Below are 13,147 nucleotides of genomic sequence, written 5' to 3'. Positions count from 1 at the left end.
TAATAATCAAAAATAACCTTCAATCAGCCGTTGCCAATCAAAGATTATCCGGTTTACTTTATTTAATCGTCCATCCGCCATCAATCGTAAAAACTTGTCCCTGAACATACCGTGCTTCAGGGCTAGTCAAATAGAGTGTTAAATCAGCGACTTCCTGAGCCTGAGACCATCGATGTATCGGCGTTTGAGCTGCAACTTCTTTGGCCATGGCACCATCACCAGCGAAATCAGCCGCATTCATAGGCGTATTCACTGCCCCAGGAGCAATTCCATTAATATGAATGTTTTTATCTGCATAATCCAAAGCCAACTGTTTCATCCAGCCAACCAATGCATGTTTGGACATGGTATAAGCTGCGCCACCACCACCAGCCACTTGACCCGCAATTGAAGTCATATAAACAATAGTACCTCGCTGCCGTTTAACCATTCCGGCTAAAATCGGTAGAGTAATTTGCACTGCTGCATTCACATTAATTGCCATCAATTGTTGAATCGCTTCATAATTAGTATCTAATGCTGGTGTGAAAGCATCTAGTACCCCTGCTGTACTTAAAAAAATATCAATTTGACTTAAATCGGTTTCTTTCAGCCAAGCCGTTACCGCCCGTACATCCCCCAAATCAACTTGGAATGTAATTAAATTATCATGCTGAATGGGAACTAAGTGTCGATCCAACACCCATACGCGTGCTCCTAAATCCAGATAGGTTTGTACTTGAGCTAGCCCAATTCCAGAAGCGCCACCAGTAATAAACACAATTTGGTTTTGATAATCTTGAGAAATCATCTGTTTCACCTACTTCTAAATTGACAAATCGATTCTTTTTTGTAAAAAATAAATTAAGATAGCACCAATAACTAATGAGCAAAGCTCACCTGCCGCTAACCAACCATAGCTTAACCAAAAAGGTAGTTTAAAAATCCAATATTGTTCTACAGCAACCGACCACATCATAATCGTGTCAATGACAATACTTATGGTCAACTTCATCCATATTTGGTCAACTTTTTTGGTTGCCCAATATGATAAACTGGTCATCACTAAGGTTCCCAATGTCCCAAAAATAACATCCACAATTCCTAATGGTGAAGTCAAATTAGCAATAAAGACACCAATGGTAACAGCAATAATATAGCGTTTATTGAATATTGCCAAATGATTAAATCCCTCTGATAAACGTAACTGAATTTGCCCATAAGCAAAAGGAGCTACCAACCAGGTCACCGCTACATACAGTCCAGCCACAATACTCATCAAAGCTATTTCTCGAGCAGACCACTTATTTCTTAACTTCATCTTATTACTCCTAGTTTTTTATTATAAATCCTTTACAATCAAAGTAAGGCTTTTATGCGTGGGATGGTTACGAACCACTAAAAACCATCATAGCACAAATTAATTGACGCAGAAACACCATAACTTCAAACTTCTGCTACAATGAAACCATCATATTTTTTTAGGAGGCACTATGTCGAACCAAACAAAAGGATTAATTTTTGCCATTGCCGGCCCTGTCTTTTGGGGCTTAAACAGTATTGCTGTCAAAGTATTATTAGAACTAGGGATTAATTCCCAATGGTTTGCTACTTTTAGATTATTAACCGCAGGCGCCCTAATTCTTATTTTTGCTGGCTTAAGAAGACCAAAGCAAATTTTAGCACCTTTTAAAACACCCCGTAGTTTGATTCAGTTATTAATTTTTTCAATTGTGGGTATGTTTTCAATTCAGTATGCTTATGTTATGGCTATCCATTTTGGAAATGCTGCTACGGCAACCGTCTTACAGTTCACTAACCCCATCATGATTGTTATTTTCTTAGCATTAATGAAACGCCGTTTTCCTCGGCAACAAGATGTCATTTCAATTATCTTAGCCGTAATTGGAACCTTTTTACTAGCTACCCACGGTCAAATCGGGAATTTAGCTATGTCAAAGCTTGCCCTTCTTTGGGGCTTGATTGCTGCTGTTGCGACCGTCTTTTATACTTTATTACCACAAGAGTTAATTGATAACTTTGGGGCTGTTTCGATTTCTGGTTGGGCCATGTTAATTGCCGGAATCTTTTCTAATTTTCTACATCCAGTTTGGCAAAATGTGCCTCAATTTACACCTAAAATAATTAGTTTATTAGCTTTCTCAATTATTTTAGGAACAGCCTTTGCTTATCTCATCTTCATACAAAGTTTGACCCTTATTACACCAACAACTGCTAGTACCTTGGGAGCCGTTGAACCACTAATTGCTACCATTTTAAGTGTGACCCTCTTCCATATTAACTTTGGTTGGATTGACTTTATTGGAGCAATTTTAATTATTAGTACTGTGTTCTTACAAGCTTTTCAACCAAAAGAAAAACGTTCTAAATTTGACACTAAACAAATAAAATAATATATATTTAAAACAAAAAGAGGCTAGGATTATTTAATCCCAACCTCTTTTTTATTTATTCGTCAATCTGATTGAGTTGTTGCATAACTAATTCATTTAATTCAACTGGTTCTAAGTTTAATTCAAACAAGCCTAGTTTTAAATATGAATGCCAAGCATGCTCAAAATCACTTTGCCTTTTTTGATGATAGCTATTAAGTAACATTGTCATCAATCCCATATATTGATGGTTTAAGTTACGTTGTGGGAATTTTCTTAATTTTTCTAAATCCTCAGCTTCTAATACCATTAAATGGGTCCATTGTTGCTTTAAACTGATCAATAGAAATTGGATAAGGCCTTGTGCAAATAAAGTTTTGCTTGGGTCAGATATAATCATCTTTGTCCCTTTTAAATTAAAATTAATCGCCTCTGTTTGAGATGACAAACTGGTTAGTGTTTGCATCAAATTAAGATAATCATTTAATAATAAATCATCTCGCTTTAAAGGCCGTTCCCATTCATCAGGGACTGTCAAAAACATGGCCCGCGCCAAGCGTAAATATGTCGCAAAATCTAATTCCATTCTTAAACACTCCGTGGTTGTAAAATTTCAACACTAACTACTGCTGATTTTACTGTCAATGTGCCTTCATCAAAAATAATTTGATTCGAGGCTATTTCAATATTATGCCGTTCATTCAAATACCAAGAACCTATAAAGTTGTAATCTAGAAGAATATCTAACCATGAGATACTATCTTGTCCATCCAAAACTTGGAAATGCCATTCTTTGTCTCCCAAAGCTTTTGGATTTTGATCATAAAAGATACGCATTTCAACATCTCGATCTAGTATCATTGCTGCCCCATTCGTGATAGCCTGCATGAAATAGTTTGATTCTGCTGAAAGTACAAACAAACGATCCAACATTCCTTCATAAATTCCATTTTGAGTTATGGAATATAGATACTCATCTGCTGTTTCCAAAATATTATAATCGACATGATACCCAAAGGTTGACTCTAAATAATGGCCGAAAGTTCTTAATAGATCAGCAATAATTATAATATTATCAGCAATATCTTTGGATAGATAATTATCAACTAACAAGCTTGTCAATGCATGCGAATTGAACAGTAGCTCTTGACGTTCCAATGACCAATAAAATAGTTTTTGTTTCGTTCCCATCTCCATAAAGTAGACACCACCAGCTTGACCTGGATTTTCTACAAATTGAAAAACTCCCGGCACTTGAAGTTGCTGAAAGACCATTGCTAATTCTTCACGATCCTCTGGTGTCAGAAGATCATATCCTGTAGCTCCAGCTAACGATAAGAAACGATGCATAGCCAATAAATACCAATCAGTTGTTTTATATTGACGTGGTGCCACAACCCAATTAGTATCTAATTGATACCCGACCAGTTGTGCCAAACCTTTGTGAATAGCATGTGGATCATTCACAGTATTTAGTAAATTAATTTCCTTTAATTGTTTTGAAATTTTTTCAACGTCATTTTGAAGTAAGTCTGTATAGGCTGTTAAATGTCCTTGAATATGATCAGTCATGGATTCGTCCTCCATTCGCTGATAATGGTCGATCATCTAATTGTTTTACGTAATCACGATAGAGATCCTTAACAGCGACTTTAAAGTTTTCAAAGTTACCAAATTGGTCATTAATTGCCCGTTGCTCATAAATCAAAATGGTATCTTCTTTAGAATAATTTAGGATTAAATCATTGTTCTCAGCAATTAATTTGGGAACTTCCCAAGCTTTTTCATCCATACTGCGAATTTCACTCAACCGTTGTTTTAAAAATTCACGGCGCGCTTTATTCTCTTGTGATTCAAACATACCAGGCTTTTCGCCGATCTTTTCCAATTCTTTTTGAAATTGATCACGTTCCTGGTCGCGTTCATCTTGTTTATCTACAATCTTTTGTAATTTTTCGTTTGCTTTAGTTGTTTTCTCAATAATATCAGTATGATAACGGCGCCCTTCAGTTGCTAATTCAACTGATTTTTGTAACATTTCGTACTCGTCTTCATCAAAAATAAAAGTCACCGTAATCGGATCTAACAATCCAAAATGACGACGATCCCACCAATTTCCAAAATAAAGTTGATATACTCCTCGTGTATCTTCTTCATAATAGAAAAAAGGGAATCTTTCTGATAAGTATTGAATTAATCGTTGCGATAAATGATGTGATAATGCTTCCATCAAATCATCAATCATTCTAAAATCACGTTGATTATCAGTGACATCAATTTGTTCTTTAATAATAGTTGAATATTTCTTGCTATCTAATAGTTGAAACAGTTTGCGATCATTATCTTCATTGATCGCCTGCTGTACATCACTAATATATTGCAATTTTGCTTCTAACGCGTTTGAAAACTGAGCACGCTCATCGAGTATCTCAGTTTTCAAATATGGTGTCTGCTCCATAACCAACCTCCTGAAAATTTTATTAACGATTTATAATCTTAATTTTACACTGTTCCTTTAGAATTGATATGCCAATTTATCACTCTATAATCTTTCTTAAAAATTCTATTAACCAGTAATCCATTGCCTTTAACTATTAAAAAAGCCCGAAAGTTATTTGGACTTTCAAGGCCTAGCGTGAAAAGTCACGTTAAAATCATACTTTTGATAAATTTTTATTTAATCTAACATTAATATTGTTGAATATACGTATCAATTTCCCACTGTGACACATGTTGCCGATATGAAGCATATTCAACTCGTTTAGCAGCAACAAAAGTATTAGCCATATTTTTTCCCAAAGCATCTACCATGGTTTCGTCTTCTTCGAATTGATCTAATGCTGCCAATAGTGTATCTGGCAAATTAGTAATTCCTGCCCTTTTCCGCTCGTTTTCATCCATTAGATAAATATTTTGATCCACCGCATGATTTGGTGTTAATTCGCGATCAAGTCCATCTAAACCAGCAGTTAAAATAGCTGCAAACGCAGTGTACGGATTGGCAGTCGGATCAACTGAACGCAACTCTAAACGGGTTGAATTTCCACGCGCTGCTGGAATTCGAACCATTGGCGAACGATTAGAAGCCGACCAAGCTACATAAACAGGAGCCTCAAAACCAGGTGTCAAACGCTTATATGAGTTTACTGTTGGATTTGTAATAGCCGTAAATGAGGCTGCATGTTCCAAAATTCCGCCCATGAATTGATAAGCTTCTTCTGATAATTGTAATTCATCACTTTCATTATAAAAAATGTTACCATTTTCATTGAAAAGCGACATATTAACATGCATTCCATTCCCGTTAATGCCTGTTACCGGTTTAGGCAAGAAAGTTGCATATAAACCATGTTTACGTGCAATCGTTTTAACAATAATCTTAAAAGTTTGAATGTTGTCAGCCGCATCTAAAGCATCTGAATATTTAAAGTCAACTTCATGTTGTCCAGGAGCGACTTCATGATGCGCTGCTTCAACTTCAAAGCCCATCTTTTCCATTTCCAAAACAATCTCACGTCGAGTATTTTCACCCAAATCCAATGGAGCCAAATCAAAATACCCCCCATGATCATTTAATTTCATGGTTGGCTCACCATTTTCATCCATTTTAAATAAGAAAAATTCTGGCTCAGTACCCAAATTGAATTCTTTAAATCCTCGTTTTTGCATATCTTTCAAGACACGCTTCAAATTACTACGTGGATCTCCCGCGAAAAGTTGATGATCAACTGTATAAATATCTGCGATTAAACGAGCAACTTTACCCCCGTTTTCATCGGTTGCCCAAGGAAAAATCATGAAGGTATCTAGGTCAGGATACAAATACATATCAGACTCTTCAATTCGAACAAAACCATCAATAGATGAACCATCAAACATCATCTTATTATTCAGTACTTTATCCACCTGTGATACTGGTACCTCGACATTTTTAATGGTTCCAAAAACGTCCGTAAATTGAAGCCGCAAAAATTGTACATTTTCTTTTGCAATAATCTCTTTAATTTCATTCTTTGAATACTTATGTTTTGTCATGATATATCCCTTCTTTGGCTTGTTCCAAAACGACCAATTTGAATAAATTCGGCTTGTAATGACCGACGAACTGCATCTTGATCGAGAGTAGCAGCTTTTTTTTGCTTCTTTTGATCAACAGCGTGAATATCAGCAATTGAATAACCAGCATCTAAATAATCCGCAATTTCCATTAATCGTTCAATCTGATTCAACGAATAACGACGTTGTTTACCAGATCCACGCTCCGGATTAATTAAATTTTGCTGATCATAGTAACGGATTTGTCGCGCACTTAATCCAGTTAATTGCGAAACTACCCCCATCGGTAGAATTGCTAAATCTTGCCTTAACTGCCGTGTTCGTGTCATTTTTATTCTCCTTTACTCCTTCAATAAGCTATATTATAGTCATTTTAGTCAAATTTAAGGAATTTGATGTTAGCTTTTATGCCATGAAATTCTGAATATCAGTTTCAATTTCATCAAGTTGGGCTGGATTTTTTACCAAATCATACCAATTAATATCATTAAATTGATTCCTAAACCACGTTAATTGCCTTTTTGCATAACGCCTTGAGGCTTGTTTTAACTCCGCCACACCTTGTTCTAATGTTTCAGACTGATCCAAAACAGGAAATAATTCCTTATACCCAATTGCTTTTTTAGCCGTCGCTGCATCTGGTAATTCAGAAACCATAGCAACTTCATCCATTAAGCCTAAAGTTAACATGTGATCAACGCGCTGATTAATTCGATCATACAAAACTTGACGATCAGTATCTAAGCCAATGATATAAGCATCATATTGCCTTTTAGGTTGCGGCTGTAAGCTAGAAAATGGTTGGCCCTTAGTTTGACTAATCGCTAAGGCTCGAATCATACGCCGAATTTGACCTGGTAAAATACGCTCTGCACTCACTAAATCAACCTTGGCCAAAGCTTCACGTAATGGATTTTCACCAAATTTTGAAACTTGTTGCTCCCAAGCTGTAATAAAATCCGGTTCGATTTGAACATCATCGACTGGTGCCAAAGGACGATCCCCTAATAATGCTTGGAGATAAAAACCAGTCCCACCTACAATAATAGGAATTTTACCTCGGCTTGCTATTTCATGAATATTCTCTTGCGCCTTCCTTACAAACTGAGCCACTGAAAAATTTTCAGTTGGTTCTAATAGATCAATCAAGTGATGGGGGACTTGATCCTGTTCAGCTTTTGTAGCCTTAGCCGTCCCTATATCAAGGTATCGATAAATTTGCATCGAATCACCAGAAATAATCTCCCCATCAAATTTTTTAGCCAGTTGAAGTGATAAATCTGTTTTTCCGACTGCCGTGGGTCCAGCAATCACAATTATTTTTTGCATTTTATTTCCTTTCACAGCTTTTAGACATATCTTAAGTAGTTTCGTGATAAAATATAAGTATTAAAAGAATATGAGGTGTTTATTATGAAAAAATTTGGTTTAGGAATGTTAACAGGAGTTGTTGGAACCATTGCCAGTCTAGCCGGAGTCGCTAAGGTTTATCATAAAATTGCAATCGAACCCATCGAAAAAGAAGAAGCTCAATTCGAAGCTACTGAAATTCGCGGAGCTCGCAAGGCCGGAAATTCACATACTGCCCGTTAATAAATAGGGGATAGAACAATTATTCCTAATACACATAGAGAGGCCAGGACAGATTTGTCCTAGCCTCTCATTTTTTTATTTAGTTTTACCAGTATACTTTGACATGCCCCCTTTAAGGACCACAATATCAGTATAACCTTCTTTTTTTAACTTTCCTGCAACTCTTCCAGCAGCTTGGTTGTCGGCATCAACAAAATACACTGGCTTATCCCGACGAATTGCTGAAGTGTTTTGCATCAAATATTGCATTGGAATATTTCGTGCACCCAAAACATGCTTACTTTTAAAGTCAGCTGCATCTCTCAAATCAATGATTTGACCATTTCGACTTTGTTGCTCAAATTCTTCACTTTCCAATACGGTTGCTTTTCGCTTCAAAGAAAAGGCCGTCCAGTAACGCAGCCCAAAAGTCAAAACTAAGTAAATGACGATAATTGCAATTATGGTATACCACATAAAAAATTCCCTCTAGATTTCTGATAAATTTATACTATTAATTTTAGCATAAAAAAGTTAACATAATCTAATTAAACTAGTCATTTTTGGTAATTATCTGTGTTTGACCTGTCGCTAGGTGCTTTTTGTAAACATCGTAAACAGCCTGGCCAGCAAATGTTAAATTGACTTCTTCAATTTCAGCAAGGGTCATCCATTTTTTAGCATCAATTTCTGTTTGATCGATCTCCATTAATTCATGCTGTACAACGGAAGTAAAAAAAACGTTAGTAAAAAGTTGAGTTTCATCCCCATTTGCATATTTAGCTCGATAATTTTCACCAGAAACTGATCCAATCAGCTTAAGATCATCCGGATCAACCATCAACCCCGATTCTTCTTGAGCTTCACGGCTGGCATTCTCAGCCCAGGACATCTCAGGTTCTACATAACCACCAGGAAATGACCAGCCATTAAAATCACGATTATAAATTAACATCAATTTGCCGGACTTCTCAATAACAACATCAATTGTTGGCATTACCAATTTAAAATCATGACCAATATATTTTCGTATTTGCGCAACATATGAATCTCTATATGGCATTTTACTCTCCTTACTCTATTTTTACTTAAAATAAAAACCCATGACCATTAAAAAGTCACGAGTTTTTTTATTTTATATTAACGTAAAGTTCCAGCAAAGCTTGGCATCCATGAAGCTGTAAGAGTTTGTACACGCACAACATCTCCTGGTTGTGGTGCAGCAATAAATTGGTTATTTCCAAGATAAATTCCTACGTGGTAAGTTGCTCCTGGTGTTCCCCAGAACAAAAGGTCTCCTGGTTGAGCTGCAGAAACAGAAATGCTAGTTGTTGCACTTTCTTGTGCCACAGTATAGGCTGGGAAGTTAGAAGTCATTCCTGAGTGGTTATAAACCCAAGCAGTAAATCCTGAACAATCTAATCCAGTTGCTGGTGTGTGTCCGCCCCAAACATAAGGAATTCCTGTCAATGACATTGCTACATCATACCAAGAACCTTGATTTTGGCTGTTGTTAGTAGTTGCAGTCTCTGTAGCTGCTGGAGCAGCAGCTTCTGTTGACTTAGTACTGTCAGTTGTTGTAGCAGCCTTAGGTGCAGCTTCAGCTTCGTGACGTCCACCATTAACCCATGCATTATATTCTGAGACATTCATGAAGCCGTCATTGTCAGAATCAGCATTGGCATTATATTGTAAATCAGCAACTTTAGTTCCATCAACGGCTGTGTTAGCATCGCTTGTTGCAGCTGTGTCAGCTGTAGCTGATGATGCAGCTGTCTCTGTTGACTTAGCATTGTCAGTTGTAGCTTCTGAAGCTGCTTCAGCTTCGTGACGTCCGCCATTAACCCATGCGTTATATTCTGAAACAGTCATGAAGCCATCGTTATCAGAATCAGCATTGACGTTGTATTGTAAGTCAGCAACTTTAGTTCCGTCAACAGCTGCATTGGCATCGCTTGTTGCAGCTGTGTCAGTTGTAGCTTCTGATGATGCAGTAGTTTCTGTTGACTTAGCATCTTCAGTTGTAGCTTCTGAAGCTGCTTCAGCTTCGTGACGTCCGCCATTAACCCATGCGTTATATTCTGAAACAGTCATGAAGCCATCGTTATCAGAATCAGCATTGACGTTGTATTGTAAGTCAGCAACTTTAGTTCCGTCAACAGCTGCATCAGCATCGCTTGTTGCAGCTGTGTCAGTTGTAGCTTCTGATGATACAGCATCTTCAGTTGTAGCTTCTGAAGCTGCTTCAGCTTCGTGACGTCCACCATTAACCCATGCATTATATTCTGAAACAGTCATGAAGTTATCATTATCAGAATCAGCATTGACATTGTATTGTAAGTCAGTGATCTTAGTCCCATCAACAGCGGTGTAAGCATCACTGGTAGTATTAGCTTCTGATGTTTTAGCATCAGTATTGTTGGCTGATAATTGTAGAGTTTCACCAACAATAATCATATTCTTATCAGATATACCATTAAACTTTACCAAATCATCTAAAGATACATCATTAGCTTTAGCGATTTTAGTTAAAGTATCACCTGATTGAATTTTATATGTATTAGTTGATTGTCCAAGATTTTGAACCGCTGCTTTCGTATCATCAGCGTTAACCATTTGATCATTTTGATTAATTTGTACCAATGCCCCAGCCGTTACTGCTGCTGCAGCAACGATCATTTTACCAGTATTTGACAGTTTTATATTTTCTAAATTCGACATTTTTGTACCCCTTCGAGTATATTTGTTGAGGTAATCCTTAATTACTATAGGATTACTTACTAATATTGTTTTGTAAATAAATTCTGACAGTTAGCAACTAATGTAAAAAATAATTTTGACAGTATTGATAACTATAACAAATATTATCGCATATTCTCATTTATTTTCAATTACAGAAACGCTTTAATTATCTAGCTATTGGTTTAATTCCCTTTAAATAGGGATTCATTCAACTGTTAAAAATTTCATATTCTTACATTAAGTAAATTTTAACATCTTTTAGCTTTCTTTACCATTTTAAAAGAAATTTAATATTTACATTTTTATAACAAAAGTATAACGCTACATTACCAAAAAAAGATTTCCCCAAAAAAGTTGAGTAAATCTTTATTTATTTCAGCTTGATTATGCTTGTTTAGATAACAAACCAGCTCCATAAACTCCAGCATCATTTCCTAAAACTGCCAATTTAATGTCAGTATTTTCACGTACTGGTTGGAATGCAAATTTCATAAAGTTAGTTTTCACCCGTTCTAATAAGAAAGGTCCAGCTGCTGAAACTCCGCCACCAATAACGATAGCTGATGGATTTAAAGTATTAGCCAAATTAGCTGAGGCATATCCAAGATAGAATGCAACTTGATCAACCACCTCATTTGCCAAATAATCATCATTTTTAGCTAAATCAAAAACAATTTTAGATGTCACCTCAGCTCCATCATCAATCATCGCTTTTAGTTCTGATTTTCCAGCATATGCTTCTGCCAAGTCTTGAGCAAGGTGAACAACCCCCGTTGCTGAAGCATATTGTTCCAAACAACCATGGTTTCCACATGTACATAGGTATCCATCAGGTTTAACAACAATATGACCTACTTCACCAGCTGTTCCATAAGCTCCATGCATCAAGTGACCATCATTGATAATTCCACCGCCAACACCAGTTCCTAATGTAATGAAGACCACTTCTTGTGCATTTTCACCGGCACCACGCCATTGTTCTCCCAAAGCAGCTGCATTAGCATCATTATCAATTGTCAAAGGTAAGCCAGTTCCTTGTTCAATTTCAGCTTTAACTTGAACTGGCGTCTCTTGCCAATTTAGATTATAAGCTGATCGGACTGTTCCCTTTTGATAATCAACCGTACCTGGAGTTCCCATTCCAATTCCAATAATACGTTCTTTTGGTAATTCATATAGATCAAGATGATGATTAATTGATTCAACAATATCAGGTACGATATGTTCTCCATCATCTAAAACGTTGGTACGAATCGACCATTTTTGCTGAATTTCACCATCCGCAGTCATAATCGCAAACTTGATCGTTGTACCACCTAAATCAACACCAATTAATTTATCTTTTTGCATCTTAAAATACTCCCCCGCAAGATTTCAATGTATGCGTTTTCAATAACCTTTTATATTGTACAAAACAAATCCTATAAAAGTCAATGAAAGCGATTTAATTTATTTTTTTAATTCTAAGCGATGTTCTCGTTCTAATACCAATTTAGTTCGCAAATATAAATCGTTATCAATTAAACTTGCTTTAGCCAAATTATCAACTTCAATAGCTGCTAACTCTATATCCCACAAACGCTCACCCACGTGAATATAAATATCATAAACTTTTAGTAAATTTAGCACATCTTTAAAAGTTTGCATTGGTCGTTGTTCCATTTAACACCTCGTTTTTTACATACTTTTTAAATATTTTTTGAAATCACCATATCAGTTATGATACAGAAATATCTTACCATATCTTGTCCTTATTCGATCGTTAGTTTTATTACTTTATCCATGGGCTGATCCATTTCTTCAACATTCCACGTTGGTATTGGTTGCCAATTATTAGCTATCGTCATTCCTACTCGATAACCCTTACTTTGTCTTAAATATCGATCATAGTATCCTCCTCCAAATCCAATACGATGACCATCAGCACTAAAAAACAAACCTGGAACTACGAATAAATCGATTATATTAGGCGGAACTATTTGCCCAGTAATTGGTTCCAAAATTCCAAATGTACTTTTTTCATAAATAGTCTCTGGTGTCACTACAACAAATTCCATTACAGTTTTAGTTTTAACTTTAGGTACCACAACTGTTTTTTGTTGCTGAAAAGCAATCTGAATTAGCAAACTAGTCGGAATTTCAAATGTAGTCGCCATTGAAACGGCCACTACTTGGCTCGTTTTCCATTGTACTAGTTGAGTAACCATTTTAGGTAACTGCGTTAACAGTTCAACCCTCTGTGATGTTGTGACCCTTTTTAAATTTTCCAGAGCTTGCTGCCTTAATATTTTTTTAGATATCATCATAATCCACTCTCATACTTTATCTTGAATAATTATTGTGTAACAAAGTAAAATCCTCAATTTGTTATAACACAAATCAAGGATTTTACTTTTATTTTTTAA

General features: G+C 36.1%; 16 protein-coding genes. 2 read left to right on the top strand and 14 right to left on the bottom strand.

Annotated features, from left to right (window positions below; translation table 11 throughout):
- Window positions 1-58 precede the first annotated feature (58 nt).
- Both WKK_RS04805 and WKK_RS04800 read right to left on the bottom strand, forming a co-directional pair.
- Entirely contained in the window at window positions 59-790 is a 732-nt protein-coding gene (locus WKK_RS04805; RefSeq protein WP_006844989.1) for a 3-oxoacyl-ACP reductase, read from the bottom strand.
- A 15-nt stretch (window positions 791-805) separates the two neighbouring features.
- A complete protein-coding gene (locus tag WKK_RS04800) occupies window positions 806-1,300 on the bottom strand; it encodes a QueT transporter family protein (RefSeq protein WP_006844988.1) in 495 nt (164 codons plus the stop codon).
- Between the two features lie 172 nt (window positions 1,301-1,472).
- Here WKK_RS04800 and WKK_RS04795 point away from each other — a divergent pair, with 172 nt between their 5' ends.
- Window positions 1,473-2,393 carry a DMT family transporter gene (locus WKK_RS04795; protein WP_006844987.1) on the top strand — a complete coding sequence of 307 codons (921 nt, stop codon included), beginning with the start codon at window positions 1,473-1,475 and terminating at the stop codon, window positions 2,391-2,393.
- 55 nt (window positions 2,394-2,448) lie between these two features.
- Here the strand turns inward: WKK_RS04795 and WKK_RS04790 are convergent, their stop codons facing one another.
- The 6 genes from WKK_RS04790 to miaA all read right to left on the bottom strand — a co-directional run bounded on the left by WKK_RS04790 (window position 2,449) and on the right by miaA (window position 7,757).
- A complete protein-coding gene (locus WKK_RS04790; RefSeq protein WP_013989639.1) occupies window positions 2,449-2,958 on the bottom strand; it encodes a hypothetical protein in 510 nt (169 codons plus the stop codon).
- Window positions 2,959-2,960: 2 nt separating this feature from the next.
- Window positions 2,961-3,944: a hypothetical protein gene (locus WKK_RS04785; protein WP_013989638.1), complete on the bottom strand. Its 984-nt coding sequence runs from the start codon at window positions 3,942-3,944 to the stop codon at window positions 2,961-2,963.
- A complete protein-coding gene (locus WKK_RS04780) occupies window positions 3,937-4,830 on the bottom strand; it encodes a hypothetical protein (RefSeq protein WP_013989637.1) in 894 nt (297 codons plus the stop codon). The genes WKK_RS04785 and WKK_RS04780 overlap by 8 nt, the downstream gene beginning before the upstream one ends.
- A 230-nt stretch (window positions 4,831-5,060) precedes the next feature.
- On the bottom strand, window positions 5,061-6,407 hold the full coding sequence (gene glnA, locus WKK_RS04775; protein ID WP_013989636.1) for a type I glutamate--ammonia ligase: 1,347 nt from the start codon (window positions 6,405-6,407) through the stop codon (window positions 5,061-5,063).
- Complete coding sequence (locus tag WKK_RS04770; RefSeq protein WP_013989635.1) at window positions 6,404-6,757, bottom strand: MerR family transcriptional regulator; 354 nt, start codon at window positions 6,755-6,757, stop codon at window positions 6,404-6,406. Before WKK_RS04770 ends, glnA begins: the two co-directional genes overlap by 4 nt.
- A gap of 76 nt (window positions 6,758-6,833) precedes the next feature.
- Entirely contained in the window at window positions 6,834-7,757 is a 924-nt protein-coding gene (gene miaA / locus WKK_RS04765) for a tRNA (adenosine(37)-N6)-dimethylallyltransferase MiaA (protein WP_013989634.1), read from the bottom strand.
- 84 nt (window positions 7,758-7,841) lie between these two features.
- Here miaA and WKK_RS04760 point away from each other — a divergent pair, with 84 nt between their 5' ends.
- Window positions 7,842-8,021 (top strand): DUF3042 family protein, encoded by a 180-nt coding sequence (locus WKK_RS04760; RefSeq protein WP_006844980.1) that lies wholly within the window; start codon window positions 7,842-7,844, stop codon window positions 8,019-8,021.
- A gap of 75 nt (window positions 8,022-8,096) precedes the next feature.
- On the opposite strand, the gene WKK_RS04755 is transcribed toward WKK_RS04760, so the two are convergent.
- The 6 genes from WKK_RS04755 to WKK_RS04730 form a co-directional block, all read right to left on the bottom strand.
- Complete coding sequence (locus WKK_RS04755) at window positions 8,097-8,477, bottom strand: rhodanese-like domain-containing protein (protein ID WP_013989633.1); 381 nt, start codon at window positions 8,475-8,477, stop codon at window positions 8,097-8,099.
- 76 nt (window positions 8,478-8,553) lie between these two features.
- Window positions 8,554-9,063, bottom strand: a complete 510-nt coding sequence (locus WKK_RS04750) for an NUDIX domain-containing protein (protein WP_013989632.1) — start codon at window positions 9,061-9,063, stop codon at window positions 8,554-8,556.
- A gap of 77 nt (window positions 9,064-9,140) precedes the next feature.
- Window positions 9,141-10,721, bottom strand: a complete 1,581-nt coding sequence (locus tag WKK_RS04745; protein WP_013989631.1) for a C40 family peptidase — start codon at window positions 10,719-10,721, stop codon at window positions 9,141-9,143.
- Between the two features lie 405 nt (window positions 10,722-11,126).
- Window positions 11,127-12,092: an ROK family glucokinase gene (locus WKK_RS04740; RefSeq protein ID WP_006844976.1), complete on the bottom strand. Its 966-nt coding sequence runs from the start codon at window positions 12,090-12,092 to the stop codon at window positions 11,127-11,129.
- Between the two features lie 99 nt (window positions 12,093-12,191).
- Window positions 12,192-12,404: a YqgQ family protein gene (locus tag WKK_RS04735; RefSeq protein WP_006844975.1), complete on the bottom strand. Its 213-nt coding sequence runs from the start codon at window positions 12,402-12,404 to the stop codon at window positions 12,192-12,194.
- Window positions 12,405-12,493: 89 nt separating this feature from the next.
- The gene (locus WKK_RS04730; protein ID WP_013989630.1) at window positions 12,494-13,048 is read right to left on the bottom strand and encodes a 5-formyltetrahydrofolate cyclo-ligase; all 555 of its coding nucleotides are present in this window, start codon (window positions 13,046-13,048) and stop codon (window positions 12,494-12,496) included.
- Window positions 13,049-13,147 lie beyond the last annotated feature (99 nt).

Origin of the sequence: Weissella koreensis KACC 15510 (genome assembly GCF_000219805.1) — a bacterium.
GTDB classification, from domain to species: domain Bacteria; phylum Bacillota; class Bacilli; order Lactobacillales; family Lactobacillaceae; genus Weissella; species Weissella koreensis.
This window is presented reverse-complemented; position numbering and strand designations above follow the sequence as displayed.